Raw genomic sequence first — 17,875 nt, 5'->3', positions numbered from 1 at the left:
CCTCCGGCTCAGCAGGACCAGTCCTTCGACATGTCCAGGGCGCCTTCGCGGGGCTGGGTGAACGAGAACCAGTTCCCCGAGTCGTCGCGGAACAGCGCCTCCGTGCCGTACGGACGCTCCTGCGGTTCCTGGAGGAACTCCACCCCGCGGTCCTTGAGCCGCTTGTAGTCGCCGTGGATGTCGTCGGTGGTCAGCACACCGGCGCCGAGCACCCCCTTGGTCACGAGCTTCTTCACCATCTCGGCGGACTCGGGGTCCAGCGCGGGCGGGCCGGGCACCATGAGGGTGAGCTCGACGTCCGGCTGGTTCTCGGAGCCCACGGTCAGCCAGCGCATTCCGCCCTCGCCCATCGACATGTCCGTACGGACCTCAAGGCCGAGCTTCTCGGTGTAGAACTCCTTCGCCCTATCCTGATCGAGTACCCAGACGGTCGAAATCTTGAGTCCCTTGATCATCGTGTGCTCCTGTTCGCGGTGATCGGCTCCTGCCCCGTCACCGTAGGCAGCCGAGTCACCGGCCCGCTTCTTCAGAATTGCGCTGCGCGCCGGGGCCCTGGGGGAACCCGCCCGCCCACCACATCGCGTAGCACCCCGGTATCAGCGCGGCCCCGCGCCCGACGTGCTTCTCGCGGTACTCGCTCGGCGACAGGCCGGTGCGCGCCTTGAACTTCGCCGAGAACGTCCCGAGGCTGCTGAAGCCGACCAGGTGGCAGATCTCCGTCACGGTCAGATTGGCCACCCGCAGATACTCCTCGGCCCGCTCGATCCGCCGATGCGTCAGATACTGCCCCGGGGTCTCGCCGTACACCTCCTTGAAGGCCCGTACGAAGTGATACCGCGAGTACCCGGCGTGCGCGGCAACGGCAACCAGGTCGAGCTCCGGATCGGCCCACTCCCGGTCCATCGCGTCCTTGGCCAGCCGCAGCTGCCGCACCTTGTCCATGAACCCGATGGTGACACGGCCCACTGACAACGAAAGGTCCTCGGGCGGCACCCCACCCGAGGACCTTCCAGGTACGGCGCGCTCAGCCGGCGTCCTCCTGCGGCCCCGCCCCCTTGAGCGGCACCTCCTTCACGAACACGGCCGCCGCCAGGGACAGCACGGCGATCACGGCACCCAGCAGGAACGCCGAGTGCGTCCCGGCCGACACCGCGTGCTGGTACGCCTCACGCACCGCCTCCGGCAGCTTCGCCAGGCTCGCCGCGTCCAGCTGTGCCGACTGCTCGGTCACCTTCGACCCCAGCGACCCGCCCCGCTCGGCCATGACGTCCTGCACCCGGTTGTTGAACAGCGCGCCCATGATCGCGACGCCGAACGAGGAGCCGAGCGTACGGAAGAGCGTGGTGGACGAGGACGCGACGCCCATGTCCTTCATCTCGACGCTGTTCTGCGCGACCAGCATGGTGATCTGCATCAGACAGCCCATGCCGAAGCCGACCACGGCCATGAACACACCGGAGGTGAACTGGCTCGTCCCGGTGTCCATCGTCGACAGCAGGTACAGCCCGACGACCATCAGGACGCTGCCGACGACCGGGAAGACCTTGTAGCGCCCGGTGTTGGTGGTCACCCGCCCGGCGACCATCGAGGTGACCAGCATCGCGCCGAGCATCGGCAGCAGCAGCAGCCCGGAGTTGGTGGCGGAGGCGCCCTGCACCGACTGCTGGTACAGCGGCAGGAAGAGCGTCGCGCCGAACATCACGAACCCGGTGATGAAGCCGATCAGGGACATCAGCGTGAAGTTCCGGCTGCGGAAGATGTGCAGCGGGACCACCGGCTCCGCGGCCCTGGTCTGCCAGAACACGAACCCGACGAGCGAGGCCACGCCGATCCCGATGAGCTCCATGATCCGCGCGGACGTCCAGGCGTACTCCGTACCGCCCCAGGTGGTGACCAGCACGATCGCGGTGATCCCCACGGTCAGCAGCGCGGCGCCCAGATAGTCGATCCGCGCCTGTGCCCGCTTCTTCGGCAGATGCAGCACGGCACTGATCGCGGCGAGCGCCACGACGCCGAGCGGCAGGTTGATGTAGAACGCCCAGCGCCAGCCCCAGTGGTCGGTGATGGTGCCGCCGACCAGCGGCCCGGCGATCATCGCGAGCGCCATCACGCCGGCCATCATGCCCTGGTACTTGCCCCGCTCCCGCGGCGGAATCAGATCGCCGATGATCGCCATGACGCCGACCATCAGACCACCGGCACCCAGACCCTGCACCGCCCGGAACGCGATCAGCTGCCCCATGTCCTGGGCCATGCCGCTGAGCGCGGAGCCGATCAGGAACAGCACGATCGACGACATGAAGATGCCCTTGCGGCCGTACATGTCGCCGAGCTTGCCCCACAGCGGAGTGGAGGCGGCGGTCGCCAGGGTGTACGCCGTGACGACCCACGACAGATGCTCCAGGCCGCCCAGCTCACCCACGATCGTCGGCATAGCGGTGCCCACGATCATGTTGTCGAGCATCGCCAGCATCATCGTGATCATCAGCGCGAGCAGCACGACCCGTACGCTCTTCGGCTGCTTGTCGGCCTGATCGGCTTGCTTCGCCTGATCCGCCGGCCCTGTGTCCACTGCCAGTGTGTCCGCCATGGCTCCCACTCCCCCAGCTACTTACTTGCCGCCCGGCTAGTTGCCTACACTCAGGGAAGGTAGGTGCGTAACTAGCCGGGCGTCAAGTAAGTTTTACGGAAAGCCGAGGAGTACGAGGATGGGTGGCACCATGGACGGCACCAAGCAGCGGCGCCGCGGGAACACCCGCCAGCGCATCCAGGACGTGGCCCTCGAACTCTTCGCCGAGCAGGGCTACGAGAAGACCTCTCTGCGCGAGATCGCCGAGCGGCTGGAGGTCACGAAAGCGGCCTTGTACTACCACTTCAAGACCAAGGAAGAGATCATCGTCAGCATCTTCGAGGATCTGACGAAGCCTATCGAGGAACTGATCGAGTGGGGCAGGCGGCAGCCGCACTCACTCGAGACCAAGCAGGAGATCGTACGCCGCTACAGCCAGGCCCTGACCGACGCGGCACCGCTGTTCCGCTTCATGCAGGAGAACCAGGCGACGGTGCGCGAGCTGAGCATCGGCGAGATGTTCAAGAACCGCATGCTCGGCATGCGCGACATCGTCATCGACCCGGACTCCGACCTGGTCGACCAGGTCCGCTGCATCAGCGCCCTGTTCACGCTGCACGCCGGGATGTTCCTCCTGCAGGACCTCGAAGGCGACCCCGAGGACAAGCACAAGGCAGTCCTGGAGGTCGCCACGGACCTGGTCACTCAGGCGCATCAGGGCACCCGAACGGCTCGGTGACTCAGATCTTCAGACCCTTGGCCCGCAGGAAGGCCACGGGGTCGACCGCGGAGCCGTAGTTGGCGGTCGTACGGATCTCGAAGTGCAGGTGCGGCCCACTGGAGTTGCCGGTGTTGCCGGACTTGGCTATCTGCTGGCCGGTCTTGACGACCTGGCCGACCTTCACGTCGATGCGCGACAGGTGGGCGTACTGGGAGTAGGTCCCGTTGCCGTGCTTGATGACGACGGCGTTGCCATACGCGGGACCGTCACCGGCGCCGTTGCCGCCGGCCTTGACGACGGTGCCGCCGTGCGCGGCCACGACCTGGGTGCCGCTGGCGACGGCGAAGTCCTGCCCGCTGTGGGTGGACTGCCACATGCCGCCGGCCTGCGCGTAGCTCGCGGACTTCGTGTACTTCTTCACCGGGCTCACCCAGGACGCGGCCTGCTTGGCGGCGGACTGAGCCTGTACGGCGGTGGAGACACCGGTGGCGGAGGTCAGCTCGGCAGCGACCGCGCCTCCGGCGCCCAGCACGACCGAGGCCCCCAGGCCGGCGGCCACCACAGCGGCACGGGTGCGGAACGCGGACGTACGGGGCGAACGGAAGGAGAAGCGCGGAGACATGCGAAACCTCATGGGGACGGCGACAGAGAAAACCACCCGACGCACTGGGCGCTCACCGGATGGCCATCCCTTGGTAACCCCCGGCCGCCCGAACCCCAAAACCCCTTATCTACGACGGACGCTAGTACTCCGCCATAAAAATCACCGCATCTTGACAGAGCCCTCATTCCGGACGAACCAGCACGGATGCGGAAACCGCACAGTCATTTACGCAATGAAAGTCCCTTTTGTCCCACTCCCCCGTTTCCACTATTCCCACTAGTAACGGACAAATCGCCTGTGCGGCATGTCACCGCCGAGCGCAATCAAGAGACCCCGGAATGTGACGGGCGCTACGCGGCCCAACCATCAACTCGTAACGAAATCCTGCGCAGTTATGTGAGCGACGCCTCAACGTGAGCTACCGTCCGGTAACCCGCTGGTTCCCCACCAGCCACCCACGCACACGACCATGCACGCGACAACCCGCGCACGTGACGTGAGAGGACCCCCACATGACGCTTCGCCCCTGGGCGCGCCGTATCGCGGTCAGCACCGCCTCCGCCGCCGCCCTCGTGGCCCTCGCGGTCCCCGCCGACGCGGCGACCACGACCGCGACAAGCACTTCCTCCGCCGCCACTGCGGCAGCGACGGCATCCGCGGCGGATGTCGACTACGCCACCTGGCAGCAGGACTGCCAGGCACTGATGGGCCAGGCACTGCCCTATCTGAAGCAGCGGATCGCGAACACCAAGCCGGGTGAGAAGCAGGCGATCGTCTTCGACATCGACAACACCACCCTGGAGACGGACTTCGGCTTCAGCTACCCGCAGCCGGCCAACAAGCCGGTCCTGGAGGTCGCCAAGTACGCCCAGGAGCACGGCGTCTCCCTGTTCTTCGTGACCGCCCGCCCGGGCATCATCGCCTCGGTGACCGACTACAACCTCAAGCACGTCGGTTACCAGGTCTCCGGCCTCTACGTGCGCAGCTTCGTCGACCTCTTCAAGAATGTCGCCGAGTACAAGACGGCCAAGCGCGTCGACATCGAGAACAAGGGCTACACGATCATCGCGAACATCGGCAACAGCGCCACCGACCTGTCGGGCGGCCACGCCGAGAAGACGTACAAGCTGCCTGACTACGACGGTCAGTTGTCGTAAACCACCCCTTCCCCGGGCATGCGAAAGGGGCCGGTGCTTTCAGCACCGGCCCCTTTCTTCGGCTCAACCCCCCGGGGGGTCAGGCCTCCTTGCTCAGGTTCGGCCCGGATCCACCGGCCGCCTGCTCGATCGGCGGGACGTCCGGCAGCGCAGCCTTCTCCTCACCGCGGAAGGTGAAGGTCTTGTTCTCGCCCTCGCCCTCGGTGTCCACGACCACGATGTGACCGGGGCGCAGCTCGCCGAAGAGGATCTTCTCCGACAGCGAGTCCTCGATCTCGCGCTGGATGGTGCGACGCAGCGGACGCGCACCCAGCACCGGGTCGTAACCCTTCTTGGACAGCAGCTCCTTGGCGGACTGGGAGAGCTCGATGCCCATGTCCCGGTCCTTCAGGCGCTCGTCCACCTTGCCGATCATCAGGTCGACGATCGCGAGGATGTCGTCCTGGGTCAGCTGCGGGAAGACGACCACGTCGTCGACGCGGTTGAGGAACTCGGGGCGGAAGTGCTGCTTGAGCTCGTCCGAGACCTTGTTCTTCATGCGCTCGTAGTTGGTCTTCGTGTCACCCGAGGCCGCGAAGCCCAGGTTGAAGCCCTTGGAGATGTCCCGGGTGCCGAGGTTGGTCGTCATGATGATGACCGTGTTCTTGAAGTCCACGACCCGGCCCTGGGAGTCGGTCAGGCGACCGTCCTCCAGGATCTGCAGCAGCGAGTTGAAGATGTCCGGGTGGGCCTTCTCGACCTCGTCGAAGAGGACGACGGAGAACGGCTTGCGGCGGACCTTCTCGGTCAGCTGGCCGCCCTCTTCGTAGCCCACGTAGCCGGGGGGCGAACCGAAGAGACGCGAGACCGTGTGCTTCTCGCTGAACTCCGACATGTCGAGGGAGATCAGCGCGTCCTCGTCACCGAAGAGGAACTCGGCGAGCGCCTTGGACAGCTCGGTCTTACCGACACCGGACGGGCCGGCGAAGATGAACGAGCCACCCGGACGCTTCGGGTCCTTCAGACCGGCACGCGTACGGCGGATCGCCTTCGACAGCGCCTTGACGGCGTCGACCTGGCCGATGACCCGCTTGTGGAGCTCGTCCTCCATGCGGAGCAGGCGGCTGGACTCCTCCTCGGTCAGCTTGAAGACCGGGATGCCGGTGGCGGTCGCGAGGACCTCGGCGATCAGCTCGCCGTCGACCTCGGCGACGACGTCCATGTCGCCGGCCTTCCACTCCTTCTCCCGCTTGGCCTTCGCGGCGAGGAGCTGCTTCTCCTTGTCGCGCAGGGAGGCGGCCTTCTCGAAGTCCTGCGAGTCGATCGCGGACTCCTTGTCCCGGCGGACACCGGCGATCTTCTCGTCGAACTCGCGCAGGTCCGGCGGCGCGGTCATCCGGCGGATGCGCATCCGGGAACCGGCCTCGTCGATCAGGTCGATCGCCTTGTCCGGCAGGAAGCGGTCCGAGATGTACCGGTCGGCCAGGGTGGCGGCCTGGACCAGCGCCTCGTCGGTGATGGAGACCCGGTGGTGGGCCTCGTACCGGTCGCGCAGACCCTTGAGGATCTCGATCGTGTGCGGCAGGGACGGCTCGGCGACCTGGATGGGCTGGAAGCGGCGCTCCAGGGCCGCGTCCTTCTCCAGGTGCTTGCGGTACTCGTCCAGCGTGGTCGCACCGATGGTCTGCAGCTCACCGCGGGCCAGCATCGGCTTCAGGATGGAGGCCGCGTCGATGGCGCCCTCGGCGGCACCCGCACCGACCAGCGTGTGGAGCTCGTCGATGAACAGGATGATGTCGCCGCGGGTGCGGATCTCCTTGAGGACCTTCTTCAGGCGCTCCTCGAAGTCACCGCGGTAGCGGGAGCCGGCGACCAGCGCGCCGAGGTCCAGGGTGTAGAGGTGCTTGTCCTTGAGGGTCTCGGGCACCTCGCCCTTGACGATGGCCTGGGCGAGTCCCTCGACGACGGCGGTCTTGCCGACGCCGGGCTCACCGATCAGGACCGGGTTGTTCTTGGTACGGCGGGACAGCACCTGCATGACCCGCTCGATCTCCTTCTCGCGCCCGATGACCGGGTCGAGCTTGGACTCACGAGCGGCCTGGGTGAGGTTCCGGCCGAACTGGTCGAGGACCAGGGACGTCGAGGGGGTGCCCTCGGCAGGCCCGCCGGCGGTGGCGGTCTCCTTGCCCTGGTAACCGGAGAGCAGCTGGATGACCTGCTGCCGCACCCGGTTGAGATCTGCGCCCAGCTTGACCAGGACCTGGGCGGCGACGCCCTCGCCCTCACGGATCAGGCCGAGCAGGATGTGCTCCGTGCCGATGTAGTTGTGGCCCAGCTGAAGGGCCTCGCGGAGCGACAGCTCCAGGACCTTCTTGGCACGGGGGGTGAAGGGGATGTGCCCGGACGGGGCCTGCTGCCCCTGCCCGATGATCTCCTCCACCTGCTGGCGGACCGCCTCGAGCGAAATCCCGAGGCTCTCAAGGGCCTTGGCGGCGACACCCTCACCCTCATGGATCAGGCCCAGGAGGATGTGCTCGGTGCCGATGTAGTTGTGGTTGAGCATCCGGGCTTCTTCCTGAGCCAGGACGACAACCCGCCGCGCGCGGTCGGTGAACCTCTCGAACATCGTTAATCGCTCCTCAGAGCGGTCAGGCAGTGGGGGGAACTTCCCCTCCCTGTCCTTCCGCAGCTTAGTCCCGCAAGCGGGGACCGCTCATTCCAACTGCCGACACCGTCGATGGCCTCCTGACCCCGAACGCCGACATCTGCTCCAACCCGATGGTGCGAGACGATGTTCCCGCAGGCCAGGTGGTTACCCTCACCATCAGTACGCCGATGGCGAACGTGAGACCCACTGTCCTGCGTGTCGCCCCCTCCCACTAGGGATGTCTTACCCGCTGGGACTGACACTCCATGCCGCGCCCCCCGGTTCCCTCCGCTACGGGCGAACAACCTTGCGCCTCCCCGCACCCCCCGCACGCCCCCTTTTCGACACTCTGCGCATCCGCTAGGACACCCAGCGTAACTCGCATGCTCTTTCGGCGGTTGCACTTGGCATGGTCGGCACCCGCCCCGTGATCACCACGGACCTCGCCACGATCCCCCTTCCCCGTCGGCCGCTCGATCCGAGCGATCAGGTCCGTCGGTGGTACGAGAACGAACTGGGCTGGCCGGTGGTGCCCGGAGCACCCGGATTCCCTCTGTTCCTTCGCGTGGGCCCGCGCTTCGACGTCCTGGACGTCCCGGCCGCGGCGGGCCTCGCGGCGCTGCGTCATCTGGCGCCGGGGTCCCCGGTGGCCGCAACGGGCGACCGGATGCGGCTGCTCATCGCCGCGGGCGACGCGCAGGAGGTCCCCGGGGCGCTGGACTGGCTGGAGTGGGGCACGCTGCCCCTGGACCTGACGACGCTCGGCGAGGGCGACCTCATGGAGGCGCCGGTGCGATCCGAGTGGGAGCCCGTCACGGCCGTACGGCATCCGGTCGAGCCGGGGCCGAGGGCGGCCGTACGGCGTCCTTGTCTGCCGGTGCCCTGCGCGGTGCGGCCGCTTTCCACGGGCCGTCCCGATGCCGTGCAGGGGGCCGCCGTGTGGCTGCGGCCCCCCGAGCCTGGGGGCGAGGTCGAGGCCTCGCTGCCGACACTGTCGGCCATGGGGGGCGGTGGGGGCGCCCCCGATCTGGTGCGGGTTCTGGACACGGTGGCAACGCATTGCCACCGCTTGCGACTGCGGCGCGCGGGCGCACAGCCGTCGCCCTGTCCGTAGAACAGGCTTTTGGCCTGTTCGCCGGTCGAACTCTGGCCTTGAACCAGACGTTGGCCATTGATCAAGCCATGGCCTCGATCAGGCGTTGGCCTTCTCGTATGCCTCGCGAATGGACGCGGGAACACGGCCGCGGTCGTTGACCTCGTAGCCGTTCTCCTTGGCCCACGCGCGGATCTGCGCGGTGTCCTGACTGCCACCGGAAGCGGCGCGCGCCTTTCCGCGACCACCCGAAGCACGGCCTCCGGTACGACGACCGCCCTTCACGTAAGGGTCGAGAAGGCCACGGAGCTTGTCCGCATTGGCAGTCGTGAGATCGATCTCGTACGTCTTGCCGTCCAGCGCGAACGTCACGGTCTCGTCCGCCTCGCCGCCGTCGAGGTCGTCGACAAGAAGGACCTGAACCTTCTGTGCCACCGGATTTCCTTTCATCGATAACTTGAGGGCCGGGGGTCTACGGCGTGCGCCGTTTCACCGTCCCCTGTTATATGCAGTACTGCAGTACGTCGGAAAGCAAACCGCTTTTGCGGGAAAAACACAAACCCCCGGGAGAGACCCAGAGAGACCCAGAGGCCCGACCCTCGTCCGGAAACATGCGCGTTTCGGACATAGGGAACCCGGGCATGGCCGCTCGGCCTGAATACGGGTTGTGGATCCTTGGTGGATCCCCGGCGATCACAGATGCAGAAGCATCCGGCTGTTGCCCAAGGTGTTCGGTTTCACTCGTTCGAGACCGAGGAACTCCGCCACGCCCTCGTCATAGGAACGCAGCAGCTCCGCGTAGACATCGGTGTCAACCGGGGTCTCGCCGATCTCGACGAAGCCGTGCTTGCCGAAGAAGTCCACTTCGAAGGTCAGACAGAAAACCCGTCGAACGCCGAGCCAGCGCGCGGTGTGCAGCAACTTCTCCAGCAACTGATGACCGACGCCGGCGCCCTTCAGGCCGGGCTTCACGGCGAGAGTGCGGACTTCCGCCAGGTCTTCCCACATCACGTGCAGGGCGCCGCAGCCGACGACCTCGCCGTTGTCGTCGCGTTCTGCGACCCAGAACTCCTGGATGTCCTCGTAAAGCGTGACCGTGGCTTTGTCGAGCAGGATGCGACGCTGGACGTACTCGTCAAGGAGACGACGCACCACCGGGACATCGCTGGTGCGGGCCCGCCGGACGGTGATGGCTTTTGCGGTGACTTCTGGGCTCTCCGCCGAGGGGCTCTCGGCGGAGTGGCTCTCTGCTGACATGAGCGGACGCTATCGCCCGCGGGGGTCCTGCGCCGAGGCGGGGTTCTCACGGCCGGTATCGGTACGGGTATCCGTGCCGGTGGTATCGGTGCCGGAGGTAAGGGTGCGGTCGCTATCGGTGCCGGTATCGGGGCCGGCGGTATCGACGTCGCTGGTATCGACGCTGCCTGTATCGCTGCTGCTGGTATCGGGGCTGCTGGTATCGGTGCTGCTGGTATCGGTGCTCGTAACGCGGCGTGTATCGGGCGGTTCCGTGGGCTCGGGTGTTTCCGGGCCCTGGACGATGCGTACGGCGTCTCGCAGGGCGTGGCGCTGTTCCTCGCTCATCATGCCGAAGAAGGCGACGAGCGCTGCGGCGGGGTTGTCGCTCTGCGACCAGGCGTCGTTCATCAGGGCGGCTGCGTAGGCGGCTCGCGTGGAGACCGCCTCATATCGATAGGCCCGGCCTTCCGCTTCGCGGCGTACCCAGCCCTTCTGATGGAGATTGTCCAAAACGGTCATCACCGTGGTGTACGCGATGGACCGTTCCTGCTGGAGATCTTCCAGGACTTCTCGAACGGTCACCGGGCGGTTCCACTTCCACACCCGCGTCATGACCGCGTCTTCGAGTTCTCCCAATGGGCGAGGCACAACTCAGAACAATAGTGTGAAATCTAGAGGTTGGCGTGTCGGACGGGCACTTTCTCCAGCAAACGGGAACAAAAAGGGCGTACGACTCGGAAAGCGATGGCTTGAGTCGTACGCCGGTGAGCTCGCCGGTTGCGGCGCCTGCGCCTGTCGGCTCAGGCGTCCGGGGTCGTGGACGCCTGGCGGGTGCCCTCCGCGCGCGCGAGGGCGGCGTCGACGGCCGCGTCCTCCTTGGCCTTGTTGGCTCCGCCCTGGGTCTTCACGATCACCCTGATCACACCGATGAAGAACACGGCCATGACGGCTGGGGGGAGGAGTGCGGAGACGTAGTCCATGCGTCCAGGGTAGCCAGGGGGTGCGGCTTGGGGGGCGCGGGGTGGGGCGGGATGGGCGAGGCGGGGTGGGGCGAGGTGGGGCGGGGCGGGTGTCTTTCGGAGACACCCGCCCGGGGGCCGCCTTGCGGTCGGTTTCAGCCTGCGGCCAGTTGCTGGGGTGGGTTCGTGGGCGGTGGGGTCGGTTTGCGGCGGGGGAAGACCTCGCCCGGGGTGGGGATGGGGCGTGGTGGCCTCGGGGCGGCGGGGGTGGGCTCGGGGCCGGGGCCGGGTTTGGGGGCGGCCGGCTTTTCGGCGGGCTTCCTCCGGGGTGGCTTGTCGGGCTCCTGGCCGGTGTCCTGGGCGGGGAGGACGACTGTGGTGGCGGGGGAAGCGTCGGCGAGGCCGCCGGGGAGGGCCTGGAGGTGGGTGCGGGACGCGGGGATGGCGGGGGCTGCGGGGGTGGCTTGGCGGGCCGGGTGTGCGGTGAGTGGCCGGCAGCGGGTGAGGAGGGTGGCTGCGGTGGGTTTGCCGCGCAGGGCCCTCAGGGCGGCGAGGTCGTCGGGGGTCGGGTGGTACCCCGCTGTGAGGGCCTCTTCGAGGAGGGTGAGGTAGCCGGCTGCGGTGCCGGGGAGGGCGGCGCGGTAGCGGGCGAGGTCGGCCACCAAGAACGCACGCAACCGGGCACCCTCGCGCATCGCCTCGTCGAGCGACTCGGCGAGGCGGAGACAGTCCTGGACGTCTTCGGCCGAGGCGGGGCTGGGGTGGAGGGCGAGGGCGAGAGCGCGGCGGAGCACACGCAGCTCCTCCGCGCCGAACGCCATGCCGCCGCGGGATCCGTATGGCGTGGGCATGCGGTGACGATACGCGCTAATCAGACAAACACGGCATAGGGGGGTGGGTGTGGCGTGGGGAGCCACTCGGGTGGTGGGGGTGCGCCTCTATGCCTGCGGCGGCCTGTGCCGCCTTGGTGGGGTGCGCGTAGCGCCTGCGGGTGGGGTGGGGGTCGGGGCCGTGCCGGGGGGTGTCCGTCCTCGGACCGGCGGTTGGACTTAGGCCGGGAGGTGCCGCGTGTTGACGCCGGCCACTGCGGGCGGACACCCCCCGGCACGTCCCCTTGCCGCCGTACGCGACTGCGGCGCCGCGGGGGTGCGCCCATCCCCGGTGGGCCGTCACCTCTGGACGCCGGTCGCGGCATTCCAGCCCGTCCGGCGTTTGAGGACGAGGCCCTTTCGGGGCCGAAGCGGGGGTCTGGGGGCCGCAGGCCCCCAGTGGGCCGCGTCGACGTCGGGTGAGTCGGCGGTGGGCGGCACTGGTGAGCGGCCCTGCCGACGGAGTCACATGCGGGAGACGTTGCGTTCGTAGACCAGGCGTAGGCCGATCAGTGTCAGCCACGGCTCGTGTTCGTCGATGACCGAGGACTCGCCCAGGACCATCGGGGCCAGACCGCCCGTGGCGATGACGGTGACCTCTTCGGGGTCGTCGGCGAGTTCGCGGGCCATGCGGGCGACCACACCGTCCACCTGGCCTGCGAAGCCGTAGATGATGCCGGACTGCATGGCCTCGACGGTGTTCTTGCCGATGACGCTGCGCGGGCGGGCCACCTCGATCTTGCGGAGTTGCGCGCCCCGGACGCCGAGGGCCTCGACCGAGATCTCGATGCCGGGGGCGATGACGCCGCCGACGTACTCGCCGCGCGCGCTCACCGCGTCGAACGTCGTCGCCGTACCGAAGTCGACGACGATCGCCGGGCCACCGTAGAGGTCGACCGCCGCGACCGCGTTGATGATGCGGTCGGCGCCGACCTCCTTGGGGTTGTCCGTGAGGATCGGTACGCCCGTCTTCACGCCCGGTTCGACGAGGACCGCGGGGACGTCGCCGTAGTAGCGGCGGGTCACCTCGCGGAGCTCGTGCAGGACCGAGGGGACCGTCGCGCAGATGGCGATGCCGTCGATGCCGTCGCCCAGTTCCTCGCCGAGGAGCGGGTGCATGCCCATCAGGCCCTGGAGGAGGACGGCCAGTTCGTCGGCCGTGCGGCGGGCGTCCGTGGAGATGCGCCAGTGCTCGACGATGTCCTCGCCGTCGAACAGGCCGAGGACGGTGTGGGTGTTGCCTACGTCGATCGTGAGGAGCATGCCCGTTCCTACTCCGCCGCTCGCAGGTCCAGGCCGATGTCCAGGATCGGCGAGGAGTGGGTGAGGGCCCCTACGGCCAGGTAGTCGACGCCCGTCTCGGCGTACGCCTTGGCGTTGTCGAGGGTCAGGCGGCCCGATGCCTCGAGGGCCGCGCGGCCGTGCACTAGGGCCACCGCCTCCTCGCACTCGATCGGCGTGAAGTTGTCCAGGAGGATCAGGTCCGCGCCCGCGTCCACCACTTCGCGGAGTTGGTGGAGGGTGTCCACCTCGACCTCGATCGGGACGTCCGGGAAGGTCTCGCGGACCGCCTTGAAGGCCTGGGCCACGCCGCCCGCCGCCACCACGTGGTTGTCCTTGACCAGCGCCGCGTCCGACAGGGACATGCGGTGGTTGACTCCGCCGCCGCAGCGCACGGCGTACTTCTCCAGCGCGCGCAGGCCCGGCGTCGTCTTGCGGGTGTCGCGGACCTTTGCCTTCGTGCCGTCCAGTACGTCGGCCCACGCGCGCGTGGCGGTCGCGATGCCCGACAGGCGGCACAGGATGTTCAGTGCGCTGCGTTCGGCCGTCAGGAGGTCTCGGGTGCGGGTGGTGACCGACAGGAGCTTGTGGCCCGCCTCCACCCTGTCGCCGTCCTCCACGTGGCGCTCCACCTCGAACTCGTCCTCGCAGACGATCGAGATGACCGCTTCGGCGACCCTGAGGCCCGCCACGACGCCCGCCTCGCGAGCTACGAAGTCGGCCGTGGCCACTGCTTCTTCGGGGATGGTCGCGACCGTCGTCACGTCCACGCCGTGCGCCAGGTCCTCCTGGATGGCCACGTTGGCGATGTCCTCGACCTCGACCGGGTCGAGGCCCGCGTCGGCCAGGAGCTGGGCGAGCGCGGGGTCGAGGCCGCACTCCGCGTATTCTGCGGCCTCCTCGCCGGCACCGCAGGCGCAGTCGTCGCCGCAGCCGCCGTTCGGGGCGAGGGGAAGGTCGGGGGTGGTCACTTCTGTCACTGCTCCTGCTGTGGCTGCCGGGTCGGGGGGAAGTCTGCGGTTTCGGTGGTGTGCACGGCCAGTGTGCGGTCCGGGTTCAGGCGTACGACGATGTGGCGCCGCCATGTCGCGTCGTCGCGGTCGGGCTCGTCCTCGCGCCAGTGGCAGCCCCGAGTCTCCTCGCGCAGGCTGCCGGCGGCCACCAGGACCCGGGCCACGCACAGGAGGTTCGTGGCCTCCCAGGTGTCGACACCGGGCTCGGCGGTCTTGCCGTTCTCGGCGAGGGCGTCGCGGGCCTCGGTGTGGAGTCGCTGGAGCTGGTCGGCGGCCTTCGTCATGGACTCGGCGGAGCGCAGGACTCCGGCGCCGTCCGTCATGATCCGCTGGATCGCGAAACGGGCCTCGGGAGCGAGCAGGGGGTGCTCGGGGGTCTCGGGGTAGGGCACCGGGTGCGGCACGCGCGCGTGGAGGCCGTTCGCCTCCCGGGAGGCCGCGATGTCCTCCACGATGCGCTCGGCGTAGACCAGGCCTTCGAGGAGTGAGTTCGAGGCCAGGCGGTTGGCGCCGTGCACGCCCGTGCAGGCGACCTCGCCGCACGCGTACAGGCCGGGGACGGTCGTACGGCCCTGGGAGTCGGTGCGTACGCCGCCGGAGGCGTAGTGGGCGGCCGGCGCTATCGGGATGGGGTCGTGCACCGGGTCGATGCCGTGGGCGCGGCAGGCGGCGAGGATCGTCGGGAAGCGGTGCTCCCACATGTCGGCGCCGAAGTGCCGGGCGTCGAGGAACATGTGCTCGGCGTCCTGCTCCTGCATGCGCCGCATGATGCCCTTGGCGACGATGTCCCGGGGGGCGAGTTCGGCGAGTTCGTGCCGGCCGACCATGAAGCGCACGCCGTCGGCGTCGACCAGGTGGGCGCCCTCGCCGCGTACCGCCTCGGAGACCAGGGGCTGCTGGCCCTCCGCGTCCGGGCCGAGGAAGAGCACGGTGGGGTGGAACTGCACGAATTCCAGGTCGCTCACCTCGGCGCCCGCCCGGAGCGCCAGGGCGACGCCGTCGCCCGTCGACACCGACGGGTTCGTCGTCGCCGAGAAGACCTGGCCCATGCCGCCGGTCGCCAGGATCACCGCGGGGGCGTGGACCGCGCCTACGCCGTCGTGCTGGCCCTCGCCCATGACGTGCAGGGTGACGCCCGCCGTACGGCCGTCGGCGTCGGTGAGCAGGTCGAGGACCAGGGCGTTCTCGATCGTGCGCAGGCCACGCGCGCGTACCGCCTCGACCAGTGCCCGGGAGATCTCCGCGCCGGTCGCGTCGCCGCCGGCGTGGGCGATACGGCGGCGGTGGTGGCCGCCCTCGCGGGTGAGCTCCAGGCCGCCTTCCTCGGACTCGTCGAAGTGGGCGCCGGTCGCGATGAGGCGGCGTACGGCGTCCGGGCCCTCCGTCACGAGGATCCGTACGGCCTCCTCGTCGCACAGGCCGGCGCCCGCGACCAGGGTGTCGTCCAGGTGCTGTTCGGGGGTGTCGCCCTCGCCGAGGGCTGCGGCGATGCCGCCCTGGGCCCAGCGGGTGGAGCCGTCGTCGAGGCGGGCCTTGGTGACGACGACCGTCTTCAGGCCCTCGGCCTCGCAGCGCAGGGCCGCGGTGAGGCCGGCGACACCGGAGCCGACGACCACGACGTCCGCGGCGATGGACCACCCGGGCGCGGGCGCGTGCAGTCGTATGCCTGTGCTGGTCACGAGGCGGCTCCGAAGGTGAGGGGGATGTTGTCGATCAGCCGGGTCGTCCCGACCCGGGCGGCGACGGCGAGGACGGCCTCGCCGGTGAAGTCGTCCTCGTGATCGGTGATCTCCGTGAAGTCCGACGGGTCGACGAGGGCGAGGTAGTCCAGTTCGAGCGGCGGGTCGAGGCGGACGGCCTCGTCGAGGACCAGACGGGCGGCCGCGCGGACGGCCGCCGCGGCGCCGGGGACGGCCTTGGCGACGGCGTGCGCGTCGGCCGCCGCGCGGGACTCCCCTATGGCGCTGAGCGCCTCGGCACGCGCGCGTGTGGCGGGCACTTCGCGGGCCCGCGCGCGCAGCGCCTCCTGCGCCGCGTGCCGGTCGCGCCCGGCGAACAGCGCCTGGGACAGGGCGAGCGCGGTGCGCCGTTCCTCGGGCGAGAGGTAGCGGTTGCGGCTGGAGAGCGCGAGGCCGTCCTCCTCTCGCACGGTCGGCACGCCGACGATCTCGACGCCGAAGTTCAGGTCGCGGACCATGCGGCGGATCAGGGCGAGCTGCTGAGCGTCCTTCTGGCCGTACAGGGCGACGTCGGGGCGGGTGAGGTGGAGCAGCTTGGCGACGACGGTGAGCATGCCGTCGAAGTGGCCGGGGCGGGAGCGGCCCTCGAGGCGCTCCCCCATGGGGCCGGCGGTGATGCGGACCTGGGGCTCGCCGCCCGGGTAGACCTCGTCGACGGCAGGGGCGAACACCGCGTCGGCGCCCGCCTGTTCGGCGATCTTGAGGTCGGCCTCCAGGGTGCGCGGGTAGCGGTCGAGGTCCTCGCCCTTGCCGAACTGCAGGGGGTTCACGAAGACGGTGACGACGACCTCGCCGTCCGGCCCCGCGATGTCGCGCGCGGTGCGGATCAGGGTGGCGTGGCCCTCGTGCAGCGCGCCCATGGTCATCACGACGGCGCGTCGGCCGGCCCGCACGCGTGCGTGCAGTTCGGCGGCGGTGCGCAGCAGGGTGGTGGTCATCGGGCGTCTCCCTCGGCGCCGTTGGTCCCGCCCGCGAGTACCCCGAGGAGGTCCTCGGCGAGCTCCGGCTTGAGCAGTCCGTGGGCGAGCGCGCGGTCGGCGGTCGCGCGCGCCATCGCGAGGTAGCCGGCGACGGTCTGCGGGGCGTGCCGCCGCAGCTCCGTGACGTGCGCGGCGACGGTGCCCGCGTCCCCGCGCGCGACGGGGCCGGTCAGCGCCGCGTCGCCGGAACGCAGCGCGTTGTCGAGCGCGGCGCCGAGCAGCGGGCCCAGCATCCGGTCGGGGGCCGCGACGCCCGCCTCGCGCAACAGCTCCATGGACTGGGCGACCAGCGTCACCAGATGGTTCGCGCCCAGCGCGAGCGCCGCGTGGTACAGCGGGCGCATCTCCTCGGCGATCCACTCGGGTTCGCCGCCCATCTCGATGACGAGGGCCTCGGCGGCCAGCCGCAGTTCCTCGGGCGCGGTGACGCCGAAGGAGCAGCCGGCCAGGCGCTGCACGTCCACGGGGGTGCCGGTGAACGTCATCGCCGGGTGCAGGGCCAGCGGCAGCGCGCCCGCGCGCAGGGCGGGGTCCAGTACCTTGGCGCCGTACCGCCCGGAGGTGTGCACCAGCAGTTGCCCCGGCCGGACGGCCCCGGTCTCGGCGAGGCCCTCGACCAGCCCGGGCAACGCGTCGTCCGGGACGGTCAGCAGGACCAGCTCGGCGCGCGCGAGGACCTCGGCGGGCGGCACGAGCGGCACGTCGGGGAGCATCCGCTCGGCCCGTCGCCGGGAGGTGTCGGAGACCCCGGAGACGGCCACCGGGCGGTGCCCGGCGAGCTGAAGGGACGCGGCGAGCGCGGGGCCCACACGGCCGGCGCCGACGACACCGACGGTGAGCCGCGCGGGGCGGTCCTTGGGATCTGGCTGTTGGCTTGTACTCACGCGAAGGCGGCCTTCCCGTTCCAGTCCGCTCCGGGTACCGGACGATTTCTCGTCATGTTAACGCGATTGGTTCGAGGGGCGTTCGGTTGTCCACAGGCTGTGGGTTTCCCCACGCCTTGCGCGCAGGTATGGACGGTGAAG

18 protein-coding genes are annotated in these 17,875 nt (G+C 69.3%); 3 read left to right on the top strand and 15 right to left on the bottom strand.

The window, feature by feature from the left end; genetic code table 11:
• Window positions 1–8: 8 nt before the first annotated feature.
• From EJ357_RS26255 to EJ357_RS26245, 3 genes are all read right to left on the bottom strand, one after another.
• On the bottom strand, window positions 9–455 hold the full coding sequence (locus tag EJ357_RS26255; RefSeq protein ID WP_126394038.1) for a VOC family protein: 447 nt from the start codon (window positions 453–455) through the stop codon (window positions 9–11).
• Window positions 456–510: 55 nt separating this feature from the next.
• Window positions 511–942 (bottom strand): helix-turn-helix transcriptional regulator, encoded by a 432-nt coding sequence (locus tag EJ357_RS26250; protein ID WP_126394037.1) that lies wholly within the window; start codon window positions 940–942, stop codon window positions 511–513.
• An 82-nt stretch (window positions 943–1,024) separates the two neighbouring features.
• Window positions 1,025–2,590 (bottom strand): MDR family MFS transporter, encoded by a 1,566-nt coding sequence (locus EJ357_RS26245; protein ID WP_126394036.1) that lies wholly within the window; start codon window positions 2,588–2,590, stop codon window positions 1,025–1,027.
• A gap of 118 nt (window positions 2,591–2,708) precedes the next feature.
• On the opposite strand from EJ357_RS26245, the gene EJ357_RS26240 reads away from it, so the two are divergent.
• Window positions 2,709–3,308, top strand: a complete 600-nt coding sequence (locus EJ357_RS26240; RefSeq protein ID WP_126394035.1) for a TetR/AcrR family transcriptional regulator — start codon at window positions 2,709–2,711, stop codon at window positions 3,306–3,308.
• Between the two features lies 1 nt (window position 3,309).
• Here the strand turns inward: EJ357_RS26240 and EJ357_RS26235 are convergent, their stop codons facing one another.
• Window positions 3,310–3,912: a M23 family metallopeptidase gene (locus EJ357_RS26235; protein WP_126394034.1), complete on the bottom strand. Its 603-nt coding sequence runs from the start codon at window positions 3,910–3,912 to the stop codon at window positions 3,310–3,312.
• 494 nt (window positions 3,913–4,406) lie between these two features.
• Here EJ357_RS26235 and EJ357_RS26230 point away from each other — a divergent pair, with 494 nt between their 5' ends.
• Entirely contained in the window at window positions 4,407–5,051 is a 645-nt protein-coding gene (locus EJ357_RS26230) for an HAD family acid phosphatase (protein WP_126394033.1), read from the top strand.
• Window positions 5,052–5,130: 79 nt separating this feature from the next.
• On the opposite strand, the gene EJ357_RS26225 is transcribed toward EJ357_RS26230, so the two are convergent.
• Window positions 5,131–7,656, bottom strand: a complete 2,526-nt coding sequence (locus EJ357_RS26225) for an ATP-dependent Clp protease ATP-binding subunit (protein WP_126394032.1) — start codon at window positions 7,654–7,656, stop codon at window positions 5,131–5,133.
• Window positions 7,657–8,086: 430 nt separating this feature from the next.
• Between EJ357_RS26225 and EJ357_RS26215 the strand changes: the two genes are divergently transcribed.
• Window positions 8,087–8,791 (top strand): SCO3374 family protein, encoded by a 705-nt coding sequence (locus EJ357_RS26215; protein WP_126394031.1) that lies wholly within the window; start codon window positions 8,087–8,089, stop codon window positions 8,789–8,791.
• A gap of 78 nt (window positions 8,792–8,869) precedes the next feature.
• Here the strand turns inward: EJ357_RS26215 and EJ357_RS26210 are convergent, their stop codons facing one another.
• From EJ357_RS26210 to EJ357_RS26165, 10 genes are all read right to left on the bottom strand, one after another.
• Window positions 8,870–9,205, bottom strand: a complete 336-nt coding sequence (locus EJ357_RS26210; RefSeq protein ID WP_030959275.1) for a histone-like nucleoid-structuring protein Lsr2 — start codon at window positions 9,203–9,205, stop codon at window positions 8,870–8,872.
• Window positions 9,206–9,463: 258 nt separating this feature from the next.
• Window positions 9,464–10,027 carry an amino-acid N-acetyltransferase gene (locus EJ357_RS26205; protein WP_126394030.1) on the bottom strand — a complete coding sequence of 188 codons (564 nt, stop codon included), beginning with the start codon at window positions 10,025–10,027 and terminating at the stop codon, window positions 9,464–9,466.
• A gap of 9 nt (window positions 10,028–10,036) precedes the next feature.
• Window positions 10,037–10,621, bottom strand: coding sequence for a BlaI/MecI/CopY family transcriptional regulator (locus EJ357_RS49530; protein ID WP_407698528.1), 585 nt, complete (start codon window positions 10,619–10,621; stop codon window positions 10,037–10,039).
• Between the two features lie 188 nt (window positions 10,622–10,809).
• Window positions 10,810–10,989 carry a hypothetical protein gene (locus tag EJ357_RS26195; protein ID WP_126394029.1) on the bottom strand — a complete coding sequence of 60 codons (180 nt, stop codon included), beginning with the start codon at window positions 10,987–10,989 and terminating at the stop codon, window positions 10,810–10,812.
• Window positions 10,990–11,123: 134 nt separating this feature from the next.
• On the bottom strand, window positions 11,124–11,789 hold the full coding sequence (locus EJ357_RS26190; protein WP_126400050.1) for a hypothetical protein: 666 nt from the start codon (window positions 11,787–11,789) through the stop codon (window positions 11,124–11,126).
• Between the two features lie 513 nt (window positions 11,790–12,302).
• Complete coding sequence (locus EJ357_RS26185; RefSeq protein ID WP_126394028.1) at window positions 12,303–13,100, bottom strand: type III pantothenate kinase; 798 nt, start codon at window positions 13,098–13,100, stop codon at window positions 12,303–12,305.
• 8 nt (window positions 13,101–13,108) lie between these two features.
• Window positions 13,109–14,089 carry a carboxylating nicotinate-nucleotide diphosphorylase gene (gene nadC, locus EJ357_RS26180; protein ID WP_126394027.1) on the bottom strand — a complete coding sequence of 327 codons (981 nt, stop codon included), beginning with the start codon at window positions 14,087–14,089 and terminating at the stop codon, window positions 13,109–13,111.
• Window positions 14,090–14,094: 5 nt separating this feature from the next.
• Window positions 14,095–15,810 carry an L-aspartate oxidase gene (locus EJ357_RS26175; protein ID WP_126394026.1) on the bottom strand — a complete coding sequence of 572 codons (1,716 nt, stop codon included), beginning with the start codon at window positions 15,808–15,810 and terminating at the stop codon, window positions 14,095–14,097.
• Window positions 15,807–16,808: a pantoate--beta-alanine ligase gene (gene panC, locus EJ357_RS26170; protein WP_126394025.1), complete on the bottom strand. Its 1,002-nt coding sequence runs from the start codon at window positions 16,806–16,808 to the stop codon at window positions 15,807–15,809. Before panC ends, EJ357_RS26175 begins: the two co-directional genes overlap by 4 nt.
• Window positions 16,805–17,734, bottom strand: a complete 930-nt coding sequence (locus EJ357_RS26165; RefSeq protein ID WP_126394024.1) for a Rossmann-like and DUF2520 domain-containing protein — start codon at window positions 17,732–17,734, stop codon at window positions 16,805–16,807. Before EJ357_RS26165 ends, panC begins: the two co-directional genes overlap by 4 nt.
• Between the last annotated feature and the right edge of the window lie 141 nt (window positions 17,735–17,875).

The sequence above is a fragment of the Streptomyces cyaneochromogenes genome, assembly GCF_003963535.1.
In the GTDB taxonomy this organism is placed as follows: domain Bacteria; phylum Actinomycetota; class Actinomycetes; order Streptomycetales; family Streptomycetaceae; genus Streptomyces; species Streptomyces shaanxiensis.
Note: the sequence above shows the minus strand (reverse complement) of the source record. Positions and strands in the feature narration are given on the sequence as shown.